The following is a 25,840-nucleotide window of genomic DNA, read 5'->3' on the forward strand; positions in this document are numbered from 1 at the left end:
TCTCCCCCTCAAGGGGGGAGATCGACTCGCGGGTGCGTTTCGCCCATCTCAACGTTTGCGAATGAAGTGGCGGTAGCGCTTCCTGCCGATCTCCCCCCTTGAGGGGGAGATGCCCGGCAGGGCAGAGGGGGGTAAACCCCACGCGCCCCGCTCCCCAGCAGTCAGACCGCTCAGGAAGCGAGCGGCATTCCCTGCGCGCTCGCCATGCGGCGCTCGTGCTCGATCAGCCATTTCTTGCGCCACAGCCCGCCGCCATAGCCGGTCAGGCTGCCATCCGCGCCCAGCACACGGTGGCACGGCACGACAATCGCAATCTGATTCGCGCCATTGGCGCGGGCCACTGCGCGCACGGCAGATGACCTGTCCATGGCGGTTGCGAGGGAGGAATAGCTGACGATCTCACCCGCCGGTATTTCCCGCAGGTTGCGCCAGACGTCGCGCTCGAAGGGCGTGCCATGGCCGGCAAGACGCGTTTCGAAGGCGGCCGAACGCCCGGCGAAATAGGCCTTGAGTTCCGCTTCGATCTGGCCGATCACAACCGTCCGGCCAAGCACCATATCCGCGCCGGTGCGCGTCTTCAGCCGCCTCAGCTCGGCCGGAAGCGCCGGCCGGTCGGCGAATTCGAGGAGATGCAGGGCATGATCGTCGGCGACCGCGAGCATCGGGCCAATCGGCGTATCGATCCAGTCACCCTTCAAAAACCCCTTGCCTTTCATGGCGGCGGGCGATGAGCCGAAAAACTGGTTGATGGCGGAGCGGAAACCGCTGCCGGATTCGTAACCGGCGTCGATCTGCGCGCCGATCACCGCTTCGCCGGAAGCGAGGCTTTCCGCCGCACCGCCTACCCGCCGCAATCTGGCGATTTCCAAGAAGCTCATGCCAAAACGGCGCTTGAAGGTGCGGCGCACGGTGGAAGGATCATGGCCCATCGCCACCACATCCTCCTCGCGCCAGCGCCGCGCCGGTTCGTTTTCCAGCGCCGTCAGCAGCGATGTCACAGTCTCATCGGCCGTGCCATAGGCGAGCATCGGCTTGCAGCGCTTGCAGGGGCGGAAACCGGCTTCCAGACATTCGGCGATGGTCTCGCGGAACCGGCAGTTTTCGATCTTCGGCTTGCGCGCCGTGCAGGTGAAGCGGCAGAAAATCTTCGTCGACGTCACACACACATAGGCCACGCCCTCATAGGCGGGGTCCTTGTTCACAAGGGCGGAATAGAGCGTTTCGGTGTCGGGGCGTTTGAACAGCATCATGGGGAGGATGCTAGCGCAAAATTTTTACCCGCGCCGCCGAAAAACGGGCGTTGATGTATGGGATGTTGTCGGCTCGTGTCCGCGCCGTTTGCAAGCCGGTGCGGCATATTTCTTCTCCCCGCCGGGGAGAAGGTGGCGTGCAGCGCCGGATGAGGGGGCGACGGTGGAGAGATGCGGGGAGCTTGCCCCCTCATCTGCCCTTCGGGCATCTTCTCCCCGACGGGGAGAAGAAACGGGCGGCAACCTTGCGGATCAATTCCCCGGCGGTGCGAAGGACGGATCGTCCAGCCTTGTGAAAATCACGCCGCGCGCCTTCAGCGCCAGAAGGCCCTTCACCACGCCCTCGCCCGCTTCATGGGTGGGCTGGTTGATGTGGGAGATGATGACATCGCCATTTTTTGCCGCGGCGATGTGTTTTGCCGTCATGGCCGCACCCAGCAGCGAGCCGCCATCGCCATTGACGGAATAACCGGCTACCCGCATGCCGAGGTGGTTGATGGTGGCCATGGAGGAATTCGTATATTTGGCCGTCGCGCCACGGAACCATTGCGGCTGGAGGCCGGTGGCGGCGACGATGGCCTGACGGCCGCCCTCCACTTCCTGCTCGACCGCCGCTTCAGAGCCGGCGGCGGCGATGCCGTAGATGGAAACCGGCTTATCCACTGCCGGCACATGGTTTTCGCCATGGTTTTCGATTTCGAAGAGGTCCGGATGCGCCATGAGCGTGGCCAGCGCCTCGCTATTATGTTTCAGCCAGCGGGCGGTGACGAAGATCGTCGCCGGAATGCGCTCCTTCACCAGCGTATCGAGAATGCGGTGGTCGGTCTTGCCCATGCAGGCGTCCAGCGTCATCGCCACCCGCACCTTGCCGTCATGCTGCGGCGACATTTTCAGCGTCGGCTCGACAAGGCCGGTCCCCGCAAAGGCGGTGGAAGAGGCACAGAAAAACAGGGTGGCGATGAAGAGGCGACGCAGCATTTTATGTTCCGGAGTGTGAAGAGGTGGCAATCCGCCCGCAAAGCGCCCGAATTAAGGCGCGGTTTCCAGCCCGGACAGCGCCCCCAGCGCCTCTTCCACCCGCTGGCGTTCGGCGCTGGTGAGCGGCAGGATCGGGCGGGGCGGTTCGCTCACCGTCAGCGACAGGATGTTGGCGGCGGCATAAACCACGCGGATGCTGCCGAATTCCTTAAACAGCGCCCAGAGCGGCTGGAAGGCCGCATCGATCCGTTTGACCTCTTCCGCATTGGCGGCCTGAGCCGCCCGCATCAACCGCAGGGCCGGAACCGGCAGCAGGCCGGCGACGACGCTATACCATGTGTCGCCGCCGGCAAGCGTGGCGTCAGCGCAGCCCCAGTCACCGCTATAACCGATGGCGAAATCTTGCCCCAGCTTGGGCCTCAGCCGCGCAAGCTCGCCGGCATAATCGGAATCGGCCGGCAGCGGCATCTTGATGGCGCGGATATTGGGGATATAGGCAAGCCGCACCAGAAGCTCGTCGCTGAAGGAAAACCGCGTCGTCGTCGGGTTGTTGTAGATGGCGAGCGGCAGAGCCGTCGCACCCGCCACGGCGGCGAAATGGTGATAGGCCTCTTCCTGCGTCAGCGGCGTATAGGAGACGGGTGCGAGCAGCAGCGCATCCGCGCCGGCCGCTTCCACATCCCTGGCGAGCGCCACGGCGTCATCGGTGCGCAATGCGCCGACGCCGGCCATGAGTGTGCGCTTGCCCTTGAGGACCGCCGCGGCCGCTTCGATCGCCCGGCGTCTCTCCGCGCGCGACAAATACATATAGATGCCGGTGCTGCCGAGAATGCCGACGGAATCCACCTCGGCCGCATCAAGCCGCTCGATGAGGGCGGAAAAGGCCTGCGTGTCGACCTGCCCGGCCTCGTCGGCCGGCGTGATCGGAAAAGCCGAAAGTCCCTTGAATCGTGTCGCCATGCCCATCTCCCTCGCTTTGATCGAAAGTCAGGGTTACAGAGCCGTTGACGACGCGGCAACAAAGCGGCCGCTAAACGCCGATCTGAAATCGAAAAATTCCGTGCTCAGTCATAAAGATACAACTTCTTCCACTGCTCCTCGGGAATTTTATCGCCGACGCGGTAGTCGAAGGACTGGATGCTGAGACTGTCGCTCTTGAGCTGGCACTTGTATTTGAGCTTGTACCATTCGCCCGCGCTCCTGAAGACTGCGCCCGGCGCCTTGATGGAGTTCTTCCCCACTTCCGGATCGCCGAAAGTATAGGCGATGACCTTGTCCGGCCGCATGCCCTTTTGCTCGGTCGCTATCCTTTCCATCGCCTCGATATCGCAGCGCTGTTCCAGCCGCTCTTCGGGGGCAAGCGCGTTCAACTGCCGCATGACGCTGGCGTCGATCGCGAAGGCGGGGGTGAAGTTCTGCAAGCCAAGGAAAAAGGCAGAAAGGGCAGCGGGAAGAAGCTTTCGCATGGGATCCTGTCAGTTTTTTCGTTTGTTCTTGTGGTGGGCGGCAGGCCGGGCGGCCTGCATCCATCATCGCTGATTTGCCGGATATTGCTAAAATGTGATCGAAAGCTGACGAAATTGTGCCCAAGCCGCATTCCGCCTGTGGAGATTTGAAACTTGATCGGCCGCAAGGCCCGCTCTACATCTTGGTGCCGCCCAAGAATTCTTTATACGAAAGCGAGTTTCCCTTGCCGATTTTCAAGAACCTGCCCGCCGCCCCGACCGCCGAAAAAAGGCCCGTTCAGGACACGCATCACGGCATTACCCGCACCGATGATTACGCATGGTTCCGGGCCGATAACTGGCAGGCCATGTTCAAGGACCCTACCCTGCTCGACCCGTCGATCCGCGCCCATCTGGAAGCGGAAAACGCCTATATGGAAGCGGCCATGGGTGACACCAAGGCGCTTCAGGAAAAGCTGTTTACGGAAATGAAGGGCCGCATCAAGCAGGATGATTCCTCCGTGCCGGTCAATGACGGGCCTTATGCTTACGGGACATTGTTCGTGACCGGCGGCGAGCAGCCCCATTATTTCCGCACCCCGCGCGGCGGCGGCGAAAAACATGTGCTGCTGAACGGTGACAAAGAGGCCGAGGGCAAGGATTATTTCCGTCTCGCCGGTCTCGATCAGTCCTCCGATCACAGCCACGGCATCTGGGGTTATGACGACAAGGGCTCGGAATATTTCACCCTGCGCATCCGCAACCTCGAAACCGGCGAAGACCTTGCCGATATCGTGGAAAACACCGGCGGCGGCGGCGCATGGGCGCCCGATGGCAAGAGCTTCTTCTACACGCTGCAGGACGAGAACCACCGTCCCTCCAAGGTGTTCCACCATATCATCGGCGAGCCGCAATCGTCCGACCGGCTGGTCTATGAAGAAAAGGACCCCGGTTTCTTCATGGGCGTCGGCGCGTCGGTGCTCGACGATTTCATCTTCATCGACATTCACGACCATGAGACCAGCGAATATCGCATTCTCTCCACCAAAGACCTGACGGCCGAGCCTGCTATCGTGGCGGAGCGCGAAGAGGGCATCGAATATTCGATGTGCGAAGGCGGCGATGTCTTCTTCATCCTCACCAATGACGGCGACGCCAAGGATTTCCGCATCGTGGAAGCGCCGGTGACATCGCCCGGCAAGGAAAACTGGAAAGAAGTCGTGCCGCATGAGCCGGGCCGCCTCATTCTCTCCGTCGATGCCTATGCCCGCCACCTGATCTGGCTGGAACGCCGCGACGGCCTGCCGCGCATCGTCATCCGCGACCGCCGCACCGGCGAGGAACATTCCATCGCCTTTGCCGAAGAGGCCTATTCGCTCGGCCTGCATGGCGCGGCGGAATATGACACCGACGTCATCCGCTTCTCCTATTCCTCGATGACGACGCCGAGCCAGCTGTTCGATTACGACATGGTGACGCGCGAGCGCACACTGCTGAAGACGCAGGAAGTACCCTCCGGCCACAATCCGGATGATTACATCACCCGTCGCATCATGGCCCCTGCGCATGATGGCGAGCTGGTGCCGGTCTCCCTGCTCTATCGCAAGGATGTGGCGCTTGACGGTTCCGCCCCCTGCCTGCTTTATGGTTATGGCGCTTATGGCATCACCATTCCGGCCTCCTTCTCCACCACCACACTGTCGCTCGCCGACCGTGGTTTCATCTATGCCATCGCCCATATTCGCGGCGGCAAGGACAAGGGTTTCGAATGGTACGAAACCGGCAAGATGGAAGCCAAGCAGAACACCTTCAGGGATTTCATCGCCGCTGCCGATCATCTGGTTCAGGAAGGCTTCACCTCCTATCAGGGCATCATCGCCGAAGGCGGCTCGGCCGGGGGTATGCTGATGGGAGCCGTTGCCAATATGGCGCCGGAGAAATTCGCCGGCATCATCGCCGCCGTTCCCTTCGTGGATGTGCTCACCACCATGCTGGATGACACTTTGCCGCTCACCCCGCCGGAATGGCCGGAATGGGGCAATCCGCTGGAATCGGCAGAGGAATATGGCTGGATTGCTGCCTACAGCCCCTATGACAATGTGGGTGCGAAGCCTTACCCGCCGATTCTCGCGCTTTCCGGCCTCACCGATCCGCGCGTGACCTATTGGGAGCCGACCAAATGGGTGGCGAAGCTGCGTGAGAAGACGACGGGGGAAGCACCCATCCTGCTGAAAACCAACATGGCGGCCGGCCATGGCGGCAAATCGGGCCGTTTCCAGCGGCTGGAAGAAATCGCCTTCGAATATGCCTTTGCGCTGAAGGTGGCCGGCAAGGACGCGGCGTGACCCGCTGATGGCGGAACGGGCGGCTGAGAGCCGCCGCCCGTTCCGAAAACAGTATAAAAATACCCATCAAAAACCCGTTTTCGAATACTTTTTCCACAAAATCACGCCGGTATTTTTTCTTTAAATACCACGTTACGGCATAACGGATTTTTATTTCAAAATACTGAAATTCAAAATATACCTCAGCAAACTCAGAATATATTTTCAGTATTACGCCAGACGTAAAAATGTTCCGGGAATCGAACGCATGGCTGCGATGCACCATTTTGCGTTGCAATATCACTTTTTGGCCGTATTATGCCGGTCGTTGACATATTCATGCGCCTTTTCGCCGCGTTTCCTGCGGCAATGCCGCAGCGTGTTCTGCGGATATTCTTCTTGCCGTCTTTTTTCGGCTTTTCCATGCGCCATGTCAGTTCGCCCTTGGCAATCCGGGCTTTGCAGTGCTCCCGCTTTGCCAATTGAAAACACTGCATCAGACTTGGGGGTCTTACACATGAAGAAACTCCTGGCCTCGACCATTCTCGTAACGGGCTTTATCATCGCTGCCGGTGCAGCAAATTCCGCCAATGCCGCCGAAGAGTGCGGCAACATCACCATCGCCGAAATGAACTGGGCATCCGCCGGTGTCGCGGCTTACGTCGACAAGTTCATCATGGAAAACGGCTATGACTGCACGGTCAATGTCGTCAGCGGCGATACCATGCCGACCTTTGCCTCCATGAACGAAAAGGGCCAGCCGGACATGGCGCCCGAATTGTGGGTGAACGCCGTGCGCGAGCCGCTCGACGCCGCCGTCAAGGACGGCCGCATGATCGAGGCATCGAAAATTCTTTCCGAAGGCGGTATCGAAGGCTGGTGGATCCCGAAATTCATCGCCGACGCCCACCCCGACATCAAGACCGTCGAGGATGCGCTGAAACATCCCGAACTTTTCCCCGCCCCGGAGGACGCCAGCAAGGGCGCGGTGCATAATTGCCCCTCCGGCTGGAACTGCCAGGTGACCACCGCCAATCTCTACAAGGCGCGCGAGGGCGACAAGAAGGGCTTCACGCTGGTCGACACCGGCTCTGCCGCCGGCCTCGACGGCTCCATCGCCAATGCCTTTGAAAAGAAGCAGGGCTGGCTCGGCTATTACTGGTCGCCCACCGCCATTCTCGGCAAATACGAGATGGTGAAGCTGGATGACGGCGTCGAGCTCGACCGCGCCCATTTCGACGACTGCACGGCGAAGGTCGATTGCGCAGCGCCGAAGGTCAATGCCTATCCGGTTGCCGATGTCTATACCGTCATCACCAAGGACTTCGAAAGCAAGGCCGGCGTGACGCTGGACTACATCAAGGCCCGCCACTGGGACAACAAAACGGTCGCCGAAATCCTCGCCTGGATGGATGAGAACCAGGGCACCAACGAGGATGGCGCGGAATATTTCCTCGAGAACCACGAGGAAATCTGGACGAAGTGGGTTCCGGCCGAGGTGGCGGAGAAGATCAAGGCTTCGATGTGATTGGTTAGTGGGGAGTCGGCGTAAGCCGCTTACCCCCCTCTGCCCTGCCGGGCATCTCCCCCTCAAGGGAGGAGATCGGCGGGGCGCGCTTTCACCGCTTCATCCTCAACCATCAAGATGGGCGAGACCTTGCCGCAGATCGATCTCCCCCCTTGAGGGGGAGATGTCCGGCAGGACAGAGGGGGGTGCCCGCGCACTCCAACCTCCACCACCCATCCCCCAAAACCCAAAGGGAAAACAACAATAATGGCCCTCTGCACTTACCTGCCGGACATGCTCTGCAAGTTCCCGGCCATCGACAATTCCACGATGCGTGTGGCACGCAAGACCATCGATGATGGTTTTCGCGACATCGTGCGCAACTACGGCGATGCGATTGACGTCGTCGTGCATCCGCTGCAGCTCTTCCTCAATTCCTCGGAGCGGCTGTTCATCCAGACACCGTGGATCATCATGCTCCTCATCATTCTCGCCATCGTGCATCTGGCCGGTCGCAGCTTCAGGATTACCGGCGGCACGGCGCTCGCCCTGCTGATGATCGGCGCCGTCGGCCTCTGGCGAGACGCCATGACGACGCTCTCCATCGTCGCCATCGCCACCCTGATCGCCATCGTCATCGGCCTGCCGCTCGGCATCCTGATGGGACGTTCCGAACGCCTGCAACGCCTCATCAATCCCGTGCTCGACGTGATGCAGACCCTGCCGAGCTTCGTTTATCTCATCCCCGTGGTGGTGATTTTCGGCATCGGCAAGGTACCGGGCCTGATCGCAGTGGTGATCTATGCCATTCCGCCCGTCATCCGCCTCACCAGCCTCGGCATTCGTCTGGTGGACCGGGAGGTGCTGGAAGCGGCCGATGCCTTCGGCTCCTCCAACGGCCAGAAGCTGTTCAATGTGCAGCTGCCGCTGGCGCTGCCCACCATCATGACCGGCATCAACCAGACCATCATGATGGCGCTCGCCATGGTCGTCGTCGCCTCCATGGTCGGTGTCGGCGGGCTCGGCAAGAACGTGCTGCAGGCCATCAACAACCAGTTCTTCACGGTGGGCTTCCTGAACGGTTTCGCTCTGGTCGCCATCGCCATCATGTTCGACCGGGCAAGCCAGGCTTTCGGCAAGCGCCTGCAGAAATACCGCGAGGTCTCCCATGGCTAAAAGCATCGAAATCAGGAATCTTTACAAGATCTTCGGCAAGCATCCCGAGAAGTACCTCGAAGCGGTGCGATCCGGCATGGACAAAGCCGAGCTGAACGACAGGCACAACCACGTTCTCGGTCTCAACAACATCAACATCACCATGCCGGGCGGCAAGATCACCGTCGTCATGGGCCTTTCCGGCTCCGGCAAGTCGACGCTCATCCGCCACATCAACCGGCTGATCGACCCGACCGCCGGCGAGGTGCTTTACGATGGCGAGGACATCTGCGGCATGAGCGCCTCGGCGCTCAGGCAATTCCGCCGTCACAAAACAGCGATGGTGTTCCAGAAATTCGGCCTTCTGCCGCATCGCACCGTGCTGGAAAACAGCGTCTACGGTCTCGACATCCAAGGCGTGCCGCGCAGCAAGAGCGAGGAAAAGGGCCGTTACTGGCTGGAGCGCGTCGGCCTTGCCGGTTACGAGGATTATTATCCGAACCAGCTTTCCGGCGGCATGCAGCAGCGTGTCGGCCTTGCCCGGGCGCTGGCCAACGATGCCGATATTCTCCTGATGGACGAAGCCTATTCGGCGCTCGATCCGCTGATCCGCGTCGACATGCAGACCATGCTGCTCGATCTGCAGCAGGAGCTGAAGAAGACCGTGGTGTTCATCACCCACGATCTGGACGAGGCTTTGCGGCTGGGTGACCATATCGCGATCCTGAAAGACGGCGAAGTGGTGCAGCAGGGCGACGGCCAGAGCATCATCCTCTCCCCGGCCGATGGTTACGTCACCGAGTTCGTGCGCGACGTCAATCGCGGCCGCGTGCTGCAGGCGACCACGGTGATGGAGCCGCTGGAAAGCCGCCCCGAGGGCATGCCCGTGCCGGAAAACGCGACGCTGGAAACAATCGCCCGCGACATGTCGGAAGCCAACGAGACCACCGCCCATGTGGTGGACGAGGACGGCAAACCGGTCGGCAGCATCGGCCTCGATACGCTGGTGGCTGCGATGGTGACGCCCGCGCCGCAGGATGTTGAGGTTGAGGTTGAAGTGAAGGCGGAGGAGCCGGAGAAGCTCCAGGAAACGGTTATGCCGGTGGAGAAGGAAACGGCGTAATCCGGCACCGGACGGATTGGCCGCGTCCGCGAGATTTCCTCTTTCCGTCATACCGGCCTCGAGCCGGTATCCAGCCAGCCCAAGTCCTTGGGCTGAAAGGACTCTCTCGCCGCGCAGACGTGCGGCGGCTGGATGCCAGATCAAGGCGGAATGACGGGAGTGAGGTGTTCACGGCGCCAGAAATTTAACCCGGACTGCAATGCCGCGAGGGACAAAGCTGGCAATCGCCTCCTGCCCCGCCCCCTTTATGCAAAAACGAAGCACTACTTCGCCTGCTGTCAACCCTCGGCAGTCGCTGCAGCGCAGCAAGCGCAAGTTTCGGACAAGTCGCCGCCGTTAACCATTCGTTAACTTTTGAACGCGGAATCACCGACATGCAGATCGAAAGCAATATTGGCGGATATAACTATCAGGGTCGCATCCGCGACATCGAAAAAGCTGGCAGCGCTCAAAGCGCGCCGGAGGAGCAGGCGGTAAAACGCGGCCCGGGCAATCCCACCGTTTCCAGCACCATTCTTTCCCAGTCGCTGGCCAATGTTCTGTGGGCCGTCGGCAATGGCAGTGCGCCCGCTTATCAGGATACGACCGCGGCTTCCCCCGAGGACAAGGCGGAAGCCGAGGTGGAATGGGTGCGCAGCGCCTATTCGGAATATACCGAATAGGCGATTCCAATCAGGCCCTTGCCGGGCTGACTTCCACCGTCACATGCGAGAGTTCATGTATGGCGGCAAGTTTCTGCTTATAAAAAGCCGGCGCTTTCGGTGCCTGCGAATGGATCGCCACGATGGCGGCGTGATGCCCCGGCCCTACCTGCCAGACATGCAGGTCGGTGATGCGATCCTCTTCCGTCTCCACGCTTTCACGGATTTCCTGCGGCAGATCCTCCGCCGGCGGCAGCGCATCGAGCAGTGTCGTCGCCGTGGAGCGGATCAGGCCCCATGACCAGCGGGCAATGACCAGACCGCCAACGATACCCATCAACGGATCAAGGAACGACCAGCCGTTCCACTTGCCGAGCAGCAGCGCGACGATGGCGAGAACCGACGTCAACGCATCCGCCAGCACATGCAGATAGGCCGCGCGCAGATTGTTGTCCCGCCCGCCCTTTGCGCCGTGGTCCGCATGGTGACCGGCATGGGAGCCGTGATCGTGATGGGCGTGGCTGCCATGGCCATGATGGGCATGCGAGCCGTGGGCATGGCCATGGCCATGATCGTGGTGATGGTCATCCTTCAAAAGCACGGCGCTGAGAAGATTGACGGCAAGGCCGATGATGGCGACGAGGATCGCCTGGTTGAAATCGATTTCAACGGGATCGATGAGGCGCATCGCGCTTTCGACGGCAATCAGCAGCGCCACCACAGCCAGTACGATGGCGCTGGCAAAACCCGCCAGATCGCCGAACTTGCCGGTGCCGAAGGTGAAGCGCGGATTGCGCGCCTCGCGGCGGGCATAAAGATAGGCGAGCGCCGAAATCAGCATCGCGCCGGCATGGGTGGACATGTGCCAGCCATCCGCCGTCAGCGCCATGGAGCCATACCAGTGGCCGGCGACGATTTCCGCCACCATCATCGCCGCGGTCAGCCCAATGACCATCCAGACGCGCCTTTCATTGCGCTCATGGTTCTGGCCAAGGAAAACATGGTCGTGACCGGCTGCTGCACGGTGTTCGGATGTCGTCGTCATGTCGCTAATCCTGTTCGCTTTTACCGTATGTAGGTCTTCAGCACCTGGGCGAGCTCTTCCGCCGCCCGCGCCCGCTCGTCTTCGTTTTCGGCATGCACCACATGCTCATGCAGATGCTCCTGCATCACCTCTCCGGTCAGGCCGGAAAGCGCGCCGCGCACCGAAGCGAGCAATTGCAGCACCTCGCCGCAGGGCTTGGCATCATCCAGTGCGCGCTCGACCGCCTCCATCTGCCCTTTCAGACGGCGGATGCGGGCCAGAAGCTTCTCCTTGTTGCGGATCGTATGGGACATGGGCACCTCATATACTATAGGGGGGTATAGTATATTGCCGCTATTTTTTGCGCAAGGCGTGCATGACGCAATCTTCGGGAATGTTTCGGACCTTAAAAATGCCCCATCAGAACTAGGGGACTCACAGTCATGACGACTATCGCAGCAACCAGCAGCATCAATTTCGCCTCTCCCGTCCGCGGCATCGCGCCTGCGCATAACCGGGAGAGCCAGTCTACCACCGAGGCTTTGCAGGAGCTGACGCGGGCGGCCCATCGCGCCATTTCGGTGGCAGGCAATGTCGCCACCACCGTCGCCCCGCTGGCCGGCGCCTCCGCGAGCCTCGCTGCTGCTCTCTGGAACATGGACAGCGGCGTTTCCGCCGCCACTGGCGCCAATGCTGAGGTGGCCGCTTCCGCCCAGCCAGATATGGCAAGCCTCGAATCGCAGATTCTGAAGGCACTGGCCCAGGCGCTTGGCGTCAACGACGCCGCTTAAGGCCATTGAACCGGGGACGGAAAAGCCATATCTCTAGAGACTGGAGATATGGAGAAAAAGATGCTGTCCATCGGTGAACTGTCCAAACGCACCGGCGTCAAGGTGCCGACTATTCGTTATTACGAGCAGATGGGCCTCATCCGCGAGGCCGACCGTTCGGAGGGCAACCAGCGCCGCTACGAAAAGACCGACCTCGAAAGGCTGGCCTTCATCCGCCATGCGCGCGATCTCGGGCTGAACATCGACGCCATCCGCGAACTGATCGCGCTTAGCCAGCACCGGCAGATGCCCTGCGAGGGCGCGGACCGCATCGCCGCCGAACACCTCGCCCATGTGCGCGAGAAGATCGCCAGCCTGAAGAAGCTGGAGCACGAGCTGGAGCGCATCGTCTCCCATTGCCACGGCCATTCCATAGAGGATTGCTACGTCATCCGCGCGCTTTCCAATCACGGCATGTGCGAGGGTGAGCATTGATCGGAAAACCGGGCTTGACAGATTGCGGATTCGGGCGCATTGCATGTCCCATGATCAATGAACGCGCACCCATCTCCTGCTCGTACTTTTGGGCCTACCTCTAAGGGCGGCTCGACAGATCATATTGTCAACAAGCCGCCGTCAGGCGGCTTTGTTGTTTCTCAAGCGTCCTGACGGCACCGATAAGACCAAAGGACCGAAAAATGACCGAAGATAGCTCCCTTACACTGGAAAGACCGCCCGTCGTCATCATTCGTGGTGCACGCAAGACGGATTTGCCCGAACTCAACGAGATGATCACGCTGCTTGCCTCCTACCACGGCGATGCGGCGGCGATTACCCCTGCGAAACTGGAACGCGACCTGTTCGGCCCGCTGCCCTGGGTGCATGGCCTCGTGGCCGAAGCCGATGGCGCGCTGATCGGTTACGCCCTGCTTCTGCCGCTCTACAGGGCGCAGGAAGGCCGGCGCGGGCTTGAGCTGCATCATCTCTTCGTGCGTGACGGGCATCGCGGCCATGGCACCGGCCAGCATCTGGTTTCCCGCGCCCGCGATATCGCCAAGCGTCTCGGTTGCGACTATCTTTCCGTCAGCGCCACGACCGGCAATGTCGCGGCACATCGTTTCTACGAAAACATGGATTTCGCGCCCCGCCCGGTTACCGGCATGCGCTACATGCAGTCCATCGCCTGATTAAAAACCACGGAGACGGCCATGACACGGATTGCCATTGCGCTGGCGCAGGATTTTGCGGACTGGGAACCGGCGCTGCTTGCTGCAGCAGCGCGCAGTTATCTGGGCGTCGAGATCGTCTATGCCACCCCCGATGGCAGGCCGGTGACATCCATGGGTGGGCTGAATGTGACGCCTGACACATCCTATGACGCGCTTGATCCAGCTGGCATCGATGCGCTTGTCATTCCCGGCGGCTTGAGCTGGGAAAAGGGAACGGCTGTCGATCTTGGCGGGCTGGTGCACCGGTTTCGCGACAGGAACCGGCTGGTTGCCGGCATCTGCGCGGCGGCGAGCGCGCTCGGCGGCACGGGCGTCCTGAACGACGTCGCCCATACCGGCAATTCGCTGGCGTCCCACAAGGCTTATGCCGTCTATAGCGGCGAGTCGCTCTACCGCGACCAGCCGAAAGCGGTCAGCGATGGCGGCATCATCACCGCCGCCGGCAGCGCGCCGGTCAGTTTCGCTGTGGAAATCCTGAAACACCTCGGCCTCTTTGGTCCGGAAGCCGAGGCGGAACTTCAGGTTTTTGCGGCGGAGCATCGCTGAGGCATAGCCGCCTCGGTTGTTTGCGCTCCCTCTACTCCCGTCATTCCGGCCTTGAGCCGGAATCCAGCCGACGCGCGTCTGCGCGGCGAAAAAAGTCCTTTCAGCCCAAGGACTTGGGCTGGCTGGATCCCGGCTCCAGGCCGGGATGACGGACGTGAAAACGGCAATGATTATCGCCGATCAAGTACGCGACAAACACGCGCCGCATGATCGCCGTTCTCCCCGGCAATCGCACGGCGAATATCGCGGCTGTTCAGATGCAGGCTGCGGCCGGCGGGTGAATTCGAGCGTTTTATCTTGCTGAGCGCCGCAGCGATAAAAGCGGCCTCGTGCTCATGAAAACAGGCGATAGCCGCCTCGCGATCCGGGGTCGCCCCAAGAACCGCCTTGAAAGCAAGGCGGTGCACGGCGCAGAAAGCGCCGTGACCGGGAACCGCAAAACGCAGCGCATCGAGTTCCTCACTCCATTCCGCTGCGTCCTGCATGGATTTACGCCTGCTGGAAGCGCTTCAGGAAAAACGCGCTCAATGTTCCAAGCAAAGCCCAGAATACGAAGCTGGTCACGGTGGCGGCGACGATGAACTGACGCTCCAGCGGCAGCGGCGCCAGCGCATGTTCGCCTTCCGGCGGCAAGGGTGCGCCGACCACATGCGGCGCGACGATCAGCACCAGCGCCAATACGATGGCCCAGGGTTCGCGGCGGAAGGCGATCAGCGCAATGCCGCCCGCGGTTGCGGCAACCGTCGCAAGCCACCAGATCTGCCGGGCCTCAAGTGCGGCGGCCGGGCTGCCCGGCAGTTCCGGCGGCAGGCCGATCATCGGGGCCAGCATGACGGCGGCAAAACCGGCAACGCCCCAGAGAAGTCCTTCGCGCCAGCCGCCATTCGTGCCACGCAGCGAAATCAGGCCGGTCAGCACCAATGCATAACCGATGGCGGTCAGGACATTGGCGGCGACGGTGTAGGCGGTGCGCTCGAAGCCATCGGCCGGAGCCCAGGCCTCGTCATTGTGCTCATGGGCGGGAACGGCAGCACCGGGCGCCGGCGCATCATGGCTGTGGGCCGCTTCGCCAGCGCTTTCATAGGTTTCCGCCTGAAGGATGAGCGGCGTCGTGCCAAAAGCCTGCATGGCCGAGACGGCGAAACCGCCAAGAATGCCGACGAGAACGGCGGTAAAGACGATATTGCGAAAAGACGACATGCCGTTCCCCTCAATGGCAGGGGAAGGCGTTGGCATGACGCGTGTCATGCGCGGCATTGTGAACGGCTTCCACATGGGAAAAGCCGACAAAACCGACAACGAACAGGCCAAGCACGATCGCCGTCAGCGATTGCGCGAAGCTGGTTGTTTTTGCGGAAACGGCGGCGTCGGCCGTATTCTGGTTGATGGACATGGTGACCCCTCTCCGGCGCGACCCCGCGCCTTTGGACGCGGCCGGACGGCAAAAGGCCATCGAGCCGCTACGATACACTTCACCACGGGGATACCAGACTGACACAGGGAAGCGTCGATCCCGCCACCCTGAAATTCCGCTCTTCCGGACACCCCGCCGGCATGGATATTTCCGCGATGGCAGGTCTCCTGGCTTACGGGTCAAAACCTGAAACACCTTCCCGGCGTCACCCTCTCTGGAAACCTTCGGTTCCCGGCGAGATGGCCTGCCAGTGGCATTTCGTTTCAGGCTCTCCGCTCACAGTTGCGGGGGCAGCCACGAATGAGGATCTCTCCCTATCGTGTTCCCTTTTCACCTTCCGGAACGCCCGGAAGGAACCATCACAGGATTGTTATCCGATGGGCGGGGTCGGGAGTCAATGGCGGGCTTGCTTTCGAACTACACGCCGTCGCTTCCACCTCCGTCACCCCGGACTAGATCCGGGGTACAGCGCGATCAAGTCCTTGATCGCAAGAAACTCTTCTCACGGCGCAGACGCGCCGTGGCTGGATGCCGGATCTAGTCCGGCATGACGGCTGAGGATTACCGCGACGGTATGGCCTTCAGATAGGCGGCAATTGCATCGCGGTCTTCAGGCGTCAGATGCGCCATGTTCTGCTGTACCTTGACCATGGAGCCGCCGACGCTGTCGAATTCCGGGGTGAAGCCGTTTTCCAGATAGCTGGCAATATCGGCCTCGGCCCAGCTGCCGATGCTTTGCGAGCCGGGGGTAATGTCGGGAATGCGGCCCTCGCCTTCCGGGTTGGGACCGCCCGCCAGCCATTTGTCTTTCACGAAACCGCCAAGCGCGTTGCGCGGCGTGTGGCATTCGCCGCAATGGCCCGGCCCTTCCACCAGATATTGGCCGCGCAGCAATTCAGCATTGGCATTGGCAAGCTCCACGCGGGGCCGCGCTGCGGGGTCGAAATAAAGGAATTTCCAGCCGCCCAGCGCCATGCGCAGATTGAAGGGGAACGGCAACTCGTGATCCGGCGCATCGTTCTGGCTGGCCGGCAGGGCCTTCAGATAACCGAAGAGATCGTTGATGTCCTTCTGCGTCATGCGGGCATAGGAGGCATAGGGAAAGGACGGGTAGAGATGTTCGCCGTTCCTGCCCACACCGCGCGTCATCGCATCGCCGAATTCCGCCAGCGTCCAGCCGCCGATGCCATGCTGCGGATCGGAGGAAATATTGGGGACATGGAAGGTGCCGAAGGGGCTTTTCAGCGCCTGCCCGCCCGAAAGCGTCAACAGCGCCTCGCCTTTCGCATCGGGTGCGGCATGGCAGCTTGCGCAGCCGCCCGCCCAGAACAGTGTTTCGCCATTGGCCAGATCCGGTTCGCCCAGGCTGACCCAGTGGCTGGGCGCCTGCCGCTGAGGCGCGGTGACCCAGGCGAATATGCCGTAGCCCGCAATGGCCGCGACGACGGCCCCGCCCACGAGTTTCGTCCAGATGGAGGACATGCCCCTCTCCCCATTCTCACCTGACCCGGTCAGATGTCTTTCGTGCCTGAGAAAACGCCGCCGGTAAGCGGCGTTTCCAAAGTGCTGCGATTATTTCTTCAGACGATAGGTCTGATGGCAGGTGCCGCAATCGGCGCCCAGCGTCTTCATGGCGGTGGCGACGCCCGCCTGATCGGTGGGGAGATTGGCGAGAACCATGTCCGCATCCGTGCCGAGCTTGGCGGCCTTGGCCTTGAAGTCGTCGAAATTTTCCCAGATGGCGGGGGCCGCCGCACTGCCGGTCTCGGTGCCGGGGGGGAACTGGTCCGGGAAAGCCTTGGCGTTGGTGCCGATGGTGGCCACGGCAGTCTTGACGGTATCGGCGTCAAAGGGCTTTTCGCCCTTGGATATGGCGGCGAGCGAACCCATCGCCCCACCGATCTGCTTCATCATGCCTTCACGTTTTTCGACTTCGCCGGCAGCGTAGACCGCTCCGGCGCAAAGACAGCCGAACAGCATAGCCGCGGTAATGGTTTTCAGTTTCATGCAACTCTCCTTGATTCCGGCCAGGACACCGGGCGCTAGATGGAACGGCGCGAGGATGCCCTTTCCGGATGGCGAAAAGAAGTCACATTGCGGTGAATTCCATCGTGAAAACAGAAGCCTAAGACAGGGCCTCCCACAATGTCAGCAGCGCTGCGGCAATCAGCATGAAACCGGCGGCGCGGCCGATGAAGATCGTGGCGGCGGGCGAAGAAACCAGCCATGCCCGGCTTTTATCCGCCGTCAGCGCCAGCGCGCCGTAAACCGTGAACTGCGTGACCGCCACCATCGCGCCCATCACAAGCCCCTGCATCCAGATCGGGCCATAGGCCGGTTTGAGGAATTGCGGATAGATCGCCATCATGAACAGATAGGCTTTCGGGTTGGAAAGGCAGGTCAGCACCGCCCGCCAGAAGGCTTTTCTGACCGAAGCGCTCGCCTGCGCCTCATCGCCGTTCACGACAATCGCGCTGCGCATCAGGCCGATGCCGATTGAGATCATATAGGCCGCCCCGAAAACCAGAAGCGGCAGGAACAGCGACGGCATCCAGGCGGCCAACATGCCGACGCCCAGGGCGCCGTAAAGCGAATGCACGATGCCGCCGGCGCTCATGCCGCTTGCAGCGGAAAGGCCGGTTCTCTTTCCCCCCGTCAGTGCGCTTGCCAGCACAAACAGCATGTCCATGCCCGGCAGGATGATGATGCCGAACAGGACCAGAAAGAAAAGCCAGAGATTTTCTGCGTAACTCATGTCAGTATCTCCCAAAACGGTTCACGACACATTCGGGAAATCCCATGTTTCTCAATGTGTTTCTCTGTTTATAGGAGAAGCCAACTGACAGCGTTGTGTCAGTTGCGTGGGAAAATCCACCGGGAAAACGGCAATGCGCAAGGCGTCGAGACTGTTCGAGATCATCCAGATCCTGCGGGTGGCGCGCAGGCCTGTCACCGCACAGACGATTGCCGAGGCGCTGGAAGTGACGGTGCGCTCGGTTTATCGCGACATCGCAGCGCTTCAGACCATGCGCGTGCCGATCGAAGGGGAACGCGGCGTCGGTTATATCCTGCGTCCCGGCTTCAACCTGCCGCCGCTGATGTTTTCCATCGAAGAGACGGAGGCGATCGTGCTGGCGCTCGCCATGGTGGCCCGCACCGGCGATAGCGAGTTGCGGCAGGCGGCAATGCAGGTCAGCGACAAGATTGCCGCCTCCCTGCCCGAACCACTGTCGAAAACCCTCTCCGCCAATGCCCTGCATGCCTGGGGCAGCATCGCGCCCTCCCCCGCCGGCGTCGATCTTGCGACGGTCCGGCGGGCGGTGCGCGACGAGGAGAAGCTGGAGATCACCTATCGCGATGAAGCCGGCGCGCAAACGCAGCGGCAGGTTCGGCCGATTGCGGTGATCTATTATTCGGAGACGGTGAATATCGTCGTCTGGTGCGAATTGCGGCAGGCGATTCGCAATTTCCGTTCTGACCGGGTGCTGAGCTGCGAAACGACCGGCAGCTTCTTCAAGCTGGAAGGCGAGAAGCTGCGGCAATTGTGGATGAGCGGCTGGCAGAGCAACCAGTTGGGAAACAGAATTTAGTGCAGTTCGCAGCCCTTGTTATGTGTCGGAGCACTCCTCTCCGCCCTCATTCCTGTGCTTGTCACAGGAATCCAGTCGACGCGCGTCTGCGCGGCGAGAGGACTCTTTTCAGCCCAAGGACTTGGGCTGGCTGGATTCCTGTGACAAGCACAGGAATGAGGGCCTCGAGAGAGGTCCGGCATCGCAGCAAGGCATTATTTCCTACAGGAAATACTCCAGCAGGCGATTCTCCTCGCGCCCGAAACCGCGAATGACGATCCGGTCGGCAAAGACATCGGCGATGGCGAAGGTGTTCTGGTCGGGCGTATCGACCATTCCCTTGAAGTTCACGAAGTGGGTATTGCCCAATAGGCCGTAATTGCCCTCGTGATTATGGCCATTGAACCACGCGACGACCGAGGGGTGGGAGCCGAGAAGCTCAAGGATGCGAGGCGCGTCCCACATATTGTGGGCGTTTTCGGGATAGACAGGATAGTGGCAGAGAACGATCACTTTTTCGCCTGCCGCATCCGCCCTTTGCAGAACGGCCCGCAGCCATTCGAACTGCTCGTCGCTGAGCGAGGCGTTCCAGTCCTGCGCATTGATTGCGCCGGCATCCGCAAGGTGCTTCAACCGATCTGCGGCAAGCGCCCGACGCGGATCGCCGGGCGGCGGCGCGAAAAGGCTGACCTCATTGCCGTCAAGCACGACGAAACGGACGTCGCCGATGGAAAAATCATGCCAGGGGGCGGACATGCCGAGGCGGGCGTGGATAGCCGGCAAATGCTCGGCGGCGACAGCAAAATCGTGATTGCCCGGCAGCAGCACCGAGCGGTGGCGAAGCCCGTCGTAAACGGCAAGGATCGCATCGAAGTTTTCGAAGCCGCGATCGATGATATCGCCGAGCGTCACGACGAAGGCGAGGTCCTCGCGGTTGAAGGCGTCGACCGCGTCTGCGAGCTTTTTCGGGCTCTCGGCGTAATAACGGCCCATTTCCGGACGGGGAGCGGCATCGGCATATTGGGGATCGGCGACAATGCCGAAGGAGAAGAGAGGCGTGGTTTTTTCAGTCATGATGCGCCGCGATAAACCCGGCGGATGACAGGCTTGTGACAATACAATCCGACAGGCCGTATCGCCATATCACAAATGCAAAACACCCGGCTTGAAGCCGGGCGTCTCAAGTGGATATTTCCACTGTCGTCATGCTCGGGCCTGTCCCGAGCATCTGCCACGTCGCGTTTTGAGAGACGGAGCAGATCCTCGGCACAAGGCCGAGGATGACGTCGCGCGGGAGGAGGCTGCTTCGATCAGCAACCACGCATTCCGCAAGCCTTACTTGGCGGCGGCTTCGTAACGCTCCAGGACGTAGTCCCAGTTGATGAGGTTATCGACGAAGGCTTCGAGGTACTTCGGACGCAGGTTGCGGTAGTCGATGTAGTAGGAGTGTTCCCAGACGTCGACACCGAGGATGGGATCGGCACCGTGAACCAGCGGGTTTTCGCCGTTCGGGGTCTTGGAGATTTCAAGCTTGCCGTTCTTGACGGAGAGCCATGCCCAGCCGGAGCCGAACTGCGTGGTGCCGGCAGCGATGAAATCGGCCTTGAACTTGTCGTAACCGCCGAGATCGGAGGCGAATGCCTGCTCGAGCTTGCCCGGCAGCTTATTGCCGCCGCCGCCCTTCTTCATCCACTTCCAGAAATGGACGTGGTTGTAATGCTGGGCCGCATTGTTGAAGAGACCGGCATTGGTGCCAAAGGACTTCTTCACGACTTCTTCGAGCGACAGGTCGGAAAGACCTGCTTCGGCCGCCAGCTTGTTGCCGTTGTCGACATATGCCTTGTGGTGCTTGTCGTGATGGAACTCGAGCGTCTCGCGCGACATGTAGGGTGCAAGCGCGTCGTAGTCGTAGGGGAGTTCGGGAAGTTCGAAGGCCATGGTTTTTACTCCTTTTTGCAGCGGGTTACCGCTCCTAGAAACCGTGTGAGCGGACCATAGGAGCGAACCTCTGTTTGGGCAACCTGCGAAATATCAAAATGTTCCGACAAAAGAGAAAATTCCTCCCCGCGCGGCCGCCACCACATTTGTTTCACAACCCTGGCGTACCGTTTTCCACCCTATCGGTTCGCTTTTGCCGAGATTGCAGGAAGGAAATTCCATGACCCGTCCGATCCCCCGCACCATCCTCCTCCTTGCGGCCTTCTCGTCGCTTACTCTACCCGCCGCCGCATCGTCGGATGACGCCTGGAAGGAGTTCGTGGCGGATGTGCAGACGGCCTGCCTTGCCGGCGCCAAGGACATGATCGAGGACGCGAAGGCCGTGGTCGATCCGGTCGGCAGCGAGAATTACGGCCTCGCAATTCTTACCGGCAAGGCCAAACTCGCCGGGAAGAGTGGGGGCGCGGATGCGACCGTCAGCCATATCTGCGTCTATGACAAGAAGACCAAGGCCGTGGAGCTGGGCAGCGAGCTTTCCGGCGATACGCTGAAGGTGGAAATACCCGGCTCCACCAAGCCCTGACCGTTCAAAAGCGCGGTGTGGTGTCGCCCTCGCCCAGCGCACGCTGCATCAGCACCGTATCCAGCCATTGGCCATGTTTCCAGCCGATGGATTTGAAGGTGCCGACATGTTCGAAACCGGCGGCGCGGTGCACGCCGATCGAGGCGGCATTGGCCGAATCGCCGATGACGGCGATCATCTGCCGGAAGCCGCGTGCCGTCGCCGCCTCGATCAACGCATCGAGCAGCTTGCGGCCGATGCCCATGCCCTTCATACCCGGATCGATATAAACGGAATTCTCCACCGCCGCGCCATAGGCCGGGCGCGGGCGATAGGCGCCGGCATAGGCATATCCGGCTATCTTTCCATCGCATTCGGCGACGAGATAGGGGTAATTGCCCTCCACCAGAAGGCGGCGGCGCTCGAGCATCATCTCCGCGCTCGGCGGATCGATCTCGAAGCTCGCGCGGCCGTGCAGCACGGCGTCCCGGTAGATTTCGGCGATGGCTGGAATATCCGCCTCTTCGCAAGGGCGGATGGTAAGGCTGGAAACGGTGGAAAGGGTCATTCTCTTGTCCTGCGGATCATTCACGCCCTCATTGTGCATTGCGGCGCAGCCAAAATAAAGATTATCTATCTTATACAAACGATAAGGTTTTCTTTGATGATGGACCTCGATCTGCGGCAGCTTCGCAGCTTTATGGATGTGGCCGATTTTGGCAGTTTTTCCGCCGCCGCCGACAAGGCGGGGCTGACGCAGCCGGCCATCAGCCTGCATATAAGGCTGCTTGAAAAACAGCTCGGCGTGCGGCTGATCGAAAGGGTCGGCAGGCGCGCGCAGCCGACGGCGGCGGGGCGCGATTTTCTCATCCATGCAAGGCGGATTGCGGAAGAAGTGGCGCATGCCATCGATACCGTTGCGCCGCATCGCAGCGGGGTAACGGGACGCCTGCGCATCGGCACCGGCGCCACCGCCTGTATCTATCTGCTGCCGCCGGTGCTGGGCAAAATCCGGCAGGCCATGCCCGGCATCGAGATCGTCGTGCAGACCGGCAATACCCACGATATCCTCCGGCTTCTGGAGGCCAATACCATCGATGCGGCGGTGGTGGCCCTGCCCGCCAGCGGCCGCAGCCTCGATATCAGCGATATCCATCTCGACGAGCTGGTCGCGGTTTTCCCGCAAGGCTCCGTTTCTGACACAACGGCGCTCAACGCCGAGACGCTTTCAGCGCGGCCGCTGCTGCTTTACGAGGGCGGCAATACGCGCCGGCTGGTGGATCAATGGTTTTCGGCGAGCGGCCGCACCGTGCAGCCCGCCATGGAACTGGGCAGCGTCGAGGCGATCAAGAAGCTCGCAGGTGCGGGCCTTGGCCTTGCCATCGTGCCGCACATGGCGATGGAGCATGAAGGTGCCGCATCCGGGCTCGAATGGCGCTCGCTCGAACCGCCGCTTGAACGGCGGATCGCGCTGGCGATGCGACGCGACAAACATATGACCGCGCCGCTGCGGGCGCTTGCAGCCGCGCTGCCGGATGTGCGGAAAGGATAAGGCCCGTGCCGGCTGCGAGGGCAGGCCAGCCATCGCCTCCGATGGCGAATAGTGCGCAGCCCCCTTTTGAGGTCAGTCGTGGAGGGCCAACATTCTCTCGACGTCATCCTCGGGCCTGTCCCGAGGATCTAAACACGTCGAATAAAATCAATACGTTGCAGATCCTCGGGACAAGCCCGAGGATGACGTCGGCGCGGTTGGCCCGACTTGCCTTCCTATCTGACGACGCTATTTTTCTTTGGTGTCCGGTTTGGGGCGGCAGGCCCGAGGATGACGTTGAGTGTGTCGGATGCTCCGTCACCGCATTGCCCGCGCCATCCGGTGACGCGAGCAACGCTTGCAAAACTCAAAACTCCGTCCACTCATCCCCCTTCACGGCCAGCGCCGCATTGCCGCGTGCAGCAACGGGGCGAGCCTTCCGCGCCGGTGCGACCGGTGCGACCGGTGCAACCGGTGCGGCGGGCGCGTGGGCCGGGCTTGCGGCGCGCTGCATATGCCGTGCCGTTTCCCGCAATGCGGAGCTTTGCTGGCCGAGCTGGAATTGCGCAAGCAGGGCGTGAAGGTTCGTGCATTCCTGTGCAAGACCCGCACCGGCCGCATTCATTTCCTCCACCATCGCGGCATTCTGCTGCGTGGCCTGATCCATGTGGTTGACGGCCGTATTGACCTCGGAAAGGCCTGCCGACTGCTCCTGCGCCGCCGTGGCGATGGCGTCCATATGGGTGTTGACGGAAAGCACCAGCTGCTCGATCTCGGAAAGGCCGACGCCGGTATCGGCCACCAGTTTCACGCCTTCACCCACCGCAACGGCTGACGCGGTGATGAGTTGCTTGATTTCCTTGGCGGCATTGGCGGAGCGCTGCGCCAGTTCGCGCACTTCCTGTGCGACGACGGCGAAGCCCTTGCCCGCATCGCCCGCCCGCGCCGCCTCGACGCCGGCATTCAGCGCCAGAAGGTTGGTCTGGAAGGCGATTTCGTCGATGACGCCGATGATCTGGCCGATCTGGCGCGAGGAATGTTCGATGCGCTCCATGGCGGCGACGGCATCGCGCACCACCTTGCCGGAAAGATCGGCCTTTGTCCTTGCCTCACGCACCGTGTCGCGCGCATCGCTCGCCCGTTTGGAGGTGGCGGAAACATTGGCGGTGATCTCTTCCAGCGCCGCGGCGGTTTCCTCCAGGGAAGCGGCCTGCTGTTCGGTGCGGCGTGAAAGATCGTCGGATGCGGAGGACACCTCGTGGGCGCCGCCGTTCACGGTCTGCACGGACTGGCCAACGCTGGTGAGCGCTTCGCGCAGCTGATGCACGGAGCTGTTGAAATCGTGCCGCAGCGTCTCGAATTGCGGCGCAAACGGCGTGGCGATCTCGCAGACCATATCACCGGAGGCAAGCCGGCGAAGACCGCCAGCCAGCGACCCCGTGGCCTGATTGAGACGCTCTTCGGCCTCGGCCTCGGCGCGCTGTTGCAGCTCGATACGGTCACGCTCGGCCTGCTCGCGGTTACCGATGGCTTCGTCCTCAAGCTGCCGGTTGCGGATGGCCGCTTCGCGGAAGATTTCCACGGCGCGGGCCATCTCGCCGATCTCGTCGCCGCGTTTTGCGCCGGGCACATCGATGGTCAGGTTGCCGGTGGACAATTCCATCATCGCCTTTGTCAGGCGGCTGATGGGACGGGTGACGCGGCCGACGATGACGGCAAGGCAGAGAATGCAGACGCCAAGTGTGAGGATGAACGCAGCGAGATAGATCATCGCGCCGATAAAGGCGTCCTGTCTGGCCTTTTCGGCATTGACGTTGAGAACATCCATCGCTTCGGAGGCGATTTTCGCGACCGTATCGAGGTTCGCGGTGACCGTATTGCGCCATGTATCGATGGTGAAGGCAGGCGTGCGGCCGTTGTTCAGATCGTCGATCAGCTTTGCGCGCTGCGCGACGAAATCACCCTTGAAATAGGTCCTGTCGGCAACCGCATAGATATCTTTCAGCGCCTGCGGCGTCGATTCATGCGCGACGAGGTCGCCGGTGGCTTTCCAGGCAAAGGCCGCGCCGGCATCGAAATTGCCAAGCTGCTGGGTTTCCTGCGGGGTCAGCGGCCGCTGCTGGGCCACGACTGCATTGATGACAACGGTGGCGCTGCCGCCGAGCGCACGCGCCGACCAGCCATAGGACCGCAACTGGATGAGGCCGGTCAGGCTCTGGTCCAGCGAGCGAACCTCACCTTCCACCGCCGTCGAGCCGGCTTCGAGCGCCGTCAGGAAATCCTGACCGAGCGCCAGCACGGTCTTGTCCAGCCCGTTTTCACGACGGTCGAGCGGCAGGGTGACGTTGGCGTCAACCTTTTTGCGCAGCTCCAGGAATTGCGTGTAGATATCCTTCACGCGGGCAAGCGGGGCCTTGAGGCCAGCCTGATCGAGCGCGGCGGCCTGTTCGAGAAAGGCGCCCATGGCGGCGTCCACCTTCTGGCGCGACGCCTGCACGCTGGCGATGGTGTTGGCCGTCTTCGCCGGGTCGACCGTCAGCGCCGAGGCGCTGTTGCCGCGTTCACTGCGAAAGTTCAGCAAGGCGTTGAAAAGCAGCCTGTCCAGCGAAACGAGCTGCGCCACCTCCGAAAAGCTGCGGGCACGCTGCACGGACTGCAACATGCCGTTGCCCACGAAGCCTGCCAGCGCGATGCCGACGAGCAGAAAAAATCCCACAAGTATATTGCGTATGCTGAAAGACATTTGACGGCCCCCACTAGCCCGGATCGGTAATGTCGCAAGCTAGCGTGTGGTCCTCTAAAATTGGATTAAATTCCCCCTGAATTTTCATGGG

The 25,840-nt window shown here is 61.4% G+C and carries 29 protein-coding genes and 1 riboswitch; of the genes, 12 read left to right on the forward strand and 17 right to left on the reverse strand.

All coding sequences use genetic code 11. From position 1 onward, the window contains the following. Positions 1-170: 170 nt before the first annotated feature. From RAC79_RS06565 to RAC79_RS06580, 4 genes are all read right to left on the reverse strand, one after another. Entirely contained in the window at positions 171-1,250 is a 1,080-nt protein-coding gene (locus RAC79_RS06565) for a bifunctional transcriptional activator/DNA repair enzyme AdaA (protein ID WP_174038924.1), read from the reverse strand. A gap of 252 nt (positions 1,251-1,502) precedes the next feature. Further along, positions 1,503-2,228 carry a polysaccharide deacetylase family protein gene (locus RAC79_RS06570; RefSeq protein ID WP_174038923.1) on the reverse strand — a complete coding sequence of 242 codons (726 nt, stop codon included), beginning with the start codon at positions 2,226-2,228 and terminating at the stop codon, positions 1,503-1,505. A gap of 51 nt (positions 2,229-2,279) precedes the next feature. After that, positions 2,280-3,188: a dihydrodipicolinate synthase family protein gene (locus RAC79_RS06575; RefSeq protein ID WP_174038922.1), complete on the reverse strand. Its 909-nt coding sequence runs from the start codon at positions 3,186-3,188 to the stop codon at positions 2,280-2,282. Positions 3,189-3,292: 104 nt separating this feature from the next. Then, positions 3,293-3,694, reverse strand: coding sequence for a DUF930 domain-containing protein (locus tag RAC79_RS06580; protein WP_174038921.1), 402 nt, complete (start codon positions 3,692-3,694; stop codon positions 3,293-3,295). Positions 3,695-3,918: 224 nt separating this feature from the next. On the opposite strand from RAC79_RS06580, the gene RAC79_RS06585 reads away from it, so the two are divergent. After that, positions 3,919-6,018: a S9 family peptidase gene (locus RAC79_RS06585; protein ID WP_174038920.1), complete on the forward strand. Its 2,100-nt coding sequence runs from the start codon at positions 3,919-3,921 to the stop codon at positions 6,016-6,018. Between the two features lie 279 nt (positions 6,019-6,297). On the opposite strand, the gene RAC79_RS06590 is transcribed toward RAC79_RS06585, so the two are convergent. After that, positions 6,298-6,516 carry a hypothetical protein gene (locus RAC79_RS06590; RefSeq protein ID WP_162540018.1) on the reverse strand — a complete coding sequence of 73 codons (219 nt, stop codon included), beginning with the start codon at positions 6,514-6,516 and terminating at the stop codon, positions 6,298-6,300. On the opposite strand from RAC79_RS06590, the gene RAC79_RS06595 reads away from it, so the two are divergent. The 4 genes from RAC79_RS06595 to RAC79_RS06610 all read left to right on the forward strand — a co-directional run bounded on the left by RAC79_RS06595 (position 6,515) and on the right by RAC79_RS06610 (position 10,444). Continuing rightward, positions 6,515-7,525: an ABC transporter substrate-binding protein gene (locus RAC79_RS06595; protein ID WP_174038919.1), complete on the forward strand. Its 1,011-nt coding sequence runs from the start codon at positions 6,515-6,517 to the stop codon at positions 7,523-7,525. The genes RAC79_RS06590 and RAC79_RS06595 overlap by 2 nt on opposite strands. Positions 7,526-7,771: 246 nt before the next feature. After that, positions 7,772-8,680 carry a proline/glycine betaine ABC transporter permease gene (locus RAC79_RS06600; RefSeq protein WP_174038918.1) on the forward strand — a complete coding sequence of 303 codons (909 nt, stop codon included), beginning with the start codon at positions 7,772-7,774 and terminating at the stop codon, positions 8,678-8,680. Next, positions 8,673-9,782: a glycine betaine/L-proline ABC transporter ATP-binding protein gene (locus RAC79_RS06605; RefSeq protein WP_174038917.1), complete on the forward strand. Its 1,110-nt coding sequence runs from the start codon at positions 8,673-8,675 to the stop codon at positions 9,780-9,782. The genes RAC79_RS06600 and RAC79_RS06605 overlap by 8 nt, the downstream gene beginning before the upstream one ends. Before the next feature lie 374 nt (positions 9,783-10,156). Then, positions 10,157-10,444, forward strand: coding sequence for a hypothetical protein (locus tag RAC79_RS06610; protein WP_065654236.1), 288 nt, complete (start codon positions 10,157-10,159; stop codon positions 10,442-10,444). 10 nt (positions 10,445-10,454) lie between these two features. Here RAC79_RS06610 and dmeF read toward each other — a convergent pair whose 3' ends face one another. Together dmeF and dmeR are read right to left on the reverse strand one after the other, a co-directional pair. Further along, the gene (gene dmeF / locus RAC79_RS06615; RefSeq protein ID WP_142846557.1) at positions 10,455-11,468 is read right to left on the reverse strand and encodes a CDF family Co(II)/Ni(II) efflux transporter DmeF; all 1,014 of its coding nucleotides are present in this window, start codon (positions 11,466-11,468) and stop codon (positions 10,455-10,457) included. Between the two features lie 20 nt (positions 11,469-11,488). Then, the gene (gene dmeR, locus RAC79_RS06620) at positions 11,489-11,761 is read right to left on the reverse strand and encodes a Ni(II)/Co(II)-sensing transcriptional repressor DmeR (protein ID WP_003509296.1); all 273 of its coding nucleotides are present in this window, start codon (positions 11,759-11,761) and stop codon (positions 11,489-11,491) included. A 129-nt stretch (positions 11,762-11,890) separates the two neighbouring features. Here dmeR and RAC79_RS06625 point away from each other — a divergent pair, with 129 nt between their 5' ends. The 4 genes from RAC79_RS06625 to RAC79_RS06640 all read left to right on the forward strand — a co-directional run bounded on the left by RAC79_RS06625 (position 11,891) and on the right by RAC79_RS06640 (position 13,992). After that, complete coding sequence (locus tag RAC79_RS06625; RefSeq protein WP_161988023.1) at positions 11,891-12,238, forward strand: hypothetical protein; 348 nt, start codon at positions 11,891-11,893, stop codon at positions 12,236-12,238. 60 nt (positions 12,239-12,298) lie between these two features. Then, the gene (locus RAC79_RS06630; protein WP_174038916.1) at positions 12,299-12,712 is read left to right on the forward strand and encodes a helix-turn-helix domain-containing protein; all 414 of its coding nucleotides are present in this window, start codon (positions 12,299-12,301) and stop codon (positions 12,710-12,712) included. Positions 12,713-12,915: 203 nt separating this feature from the next. Continuing rightward, on the forward strand, positions 12,916-13,404 hold the full coding sequence (locus RAC79_RS06635; RefSeq protein WP_003509304.1) for a GNAT family N-acetyltransferase: 489 nt from the start codon (positions 12,916-12,918) through the stop codon (positions 13,402-13,404). A 21-nt stretch (positions 13,405-13,425) separates the two neighbouring features. Continuing rightward, positions 13,426-13,992, forward strand: coding sequence for a type 1 glutamine amidotransferase family protein (locus RAC79_RS06640; RefSeq protein ID WP_174038915.1), 567 nt, complete (start codon positions 13,426-13,428; stop codon positions 13,990-13,992). 170 nt (positions 13,993-14,162) lie between these two features. Here the strand turns inward: RAC79_RS06640 and RAC79_RS06645 are convergent, their stop codons facing one another. From RAC79_RS06645 to RAC79_RS06670, 6 genes are all read right to left on the reverse strand, one after another. Beyond that, positions 14,163-14,477: a hypothetical protein gene (locus tag RAC79_RS06645; RefSeq protein WP_142778879.1), complete on the reverse strand. Its 315-nt coding sequence runs from the start codon at positions 14,475-14,477 to the stop codon at positions 14,163-14,165. Between the two features lie 4 nt (positions 14,478-14,481). Beyond that, on the reverse strand, positions 14,482-15,192 hold the full coding sequence (locus RAC79_RS06650) for a CbtA family protein (protein ID WP_174038914.1): 711 nt from the start codon (positions 15,190-15,192) through the stop codon (positions 14,482-14,484). Positions 15,193-15,202: 10 nt separating this feature from the next. After that, a complete protein-coding gene (locus tag RAC79_RS06655) occupies positions 15,203-15,385 on the reverse strand; it encodes a CbtB domain-containing protein (RefSeq protein WP_080856088.1) in 183 nt (60 codons plus the stop codon). Positions 15,386-15,545: 160 nt separating this feature from the next. Continuing rightward, a riboswitch (cobalamin riboswitch) is annotated at positions 15,546-15,782 on the reverse strand. A gap of 185 nt (positions 15,783-15,967) precedes the next feature. Continuing rightward, positions 15,968-16,888, reverse strand: a complete 921-nt coding sequence (locus tag RAC79_RS06660; protein ID WP_078051090.1) for a cytochrome c — start codon at positions 16,886-16,888, stop codon at positions 15,968-15,970. Between the two features lie 90 nt (positions 16,889-16,978). After that, positions 16,979-17,413, reverse strand: coding sequence for a cytochrome c (locus RAC79_RS06665; RefSeq protein WP_174038913.1), 435 nt, complete (start codon positions 17,411-17,413; stop codon positions 16,979-16,981). A gap of 118 nt (positions 17,414-17,531) precedes the next feature. After that, positions 17,532-18,161 carry a LysE family translocator gene (locus RAC79_RS06670; protein WP_080856087.1) on the reverse strand — a complete coding sequence of 210 codons (630 nt, stop codon included), beginning with the start codon at positions 18,159-18,161 and terminating at the stop codon, positions 17,532-17,534. Between the two features lie 133 nt (positions 18,162-18,294). Between RAC79_RS06670 and RAC79_RS06675 the strand changes: the two genes are divergently transcribed. Beyond that, positions 18,295-18,996 (forward strand): helix-turn-helix transcriptional regulator, encoded by a 702-nt coding sequence (locus tag RAC79_RS06675; RefSeq protein WP_374996950.1) that lies wholly within the window; start codon positions 18,295-18,297, stop codon positions 18,994-18,996. Between the two features lie 201 nt (positions 18,997-19,197). On the opposite strand, the gene RAC79_RS06680 is transcribed toward RAC79_RS06675, so the two are convergent. Both RAC79_RS06680 and RAC79_RS06685 read right to left on the reverse strand, forming a co-directional pair. Continuing rightward, on the reverse strand, positions 19,198-20,049 hold the full coding sequence (locus RAC79_RS06680) for a metallophosphoesterase (RefSeq protein WP_080856085.1): 852 nt from the start codon (positions 20,047-20,049) through the stop codon (positions 19,198-19,200). Positions 20,050-20,310: 261 nt separating this feature from the next. Continuing rightward, positions 20,311-20,913, reverse strand: a complete 603-nt coding sequence (locus RAC79_RS06685) for a superoxide dismutase (protein ID WP_003522258.1) — start codon at positions 20,911-20,913, stop codon at positions 20,311-20,313. 220 nt (positions 20,914-21,133) lie between these two features. Here RAC79_RS06685 and RAC79_RS06690 point away from each other — a divergent pair, with 220 nt between their 5' ends. Then, entirely contained in the window at positions 21,134-21,496 is a 363-nt protein-coding gene (locus RAC79_RS06690; RefSeq protein WP_078051094.1) for a hypothetical protein, read from the forward strand. A 4-nt stretch (positions 21,497-21,500) separates the two neighbouring features. On the opposite strand, the gene RAC79_RS06695 is transcribed toward RAC79_RS06690, so the two are convergent. Beyond that, positions 21,501-22,043 (reverse strand): GNAT family N-acetyltransferase, encoded by a 543-nt coding sequence (locus tag RAC79_RS06695; protein WP_059754120.1) that lies wholly within the window; start codon positions 22,041-22,043, stop codon positions 21,501-21,503. 96 nt (positions 22,044-22,139) lie between these two features. On the opposite strand from RAC79_RS06695, the gene RAC79_RS06700 reads away from it, so the two are divergent. Then, positions 22,140-23,027 carry a LysR family transcriptional regulator gene (locus RAC79_RS06700; RefSeq protein WP_174038912.1) on the forward strand — a complete coding sequence of 296 codons (888 nt, stop codon included), beginning with the start codon at positions 22,140-22,142 and terminating at the stop codon, positions 23,025-23,027. Between the two features lie 346 nt (positions 23,028-23,373). Here the strand turns inward: RAC79_RS06700 and RAC79_RS06705 are convergent, their stop codons facing one another. Continuing rightward, positions 23,374-25,749, reverse strand: coding sequence for a HAMP domain-containing methyl-accepting chemotaxis protein (locus RAC79_RS06705; RefSeq protein WP_174038911.1), 2,376 nt, complete (start codon positions 25,747-25,749; stop codon positions 23,374-23,376). Between the last annotated feature and the right edge of the window lie 91 nt (positions 25,750-25,840).

Source organism: Agrobacterium sp. LR_9, from assembly GCF_041954855.1.
GTDB classification, from domain to species: domain Bacteria; phylum Pseudomonadota; class Alphaproteobacteria; order Rhizobiales; family Rhizobiaceae; genus Agrobacterium; species Agrobacterium leguminum.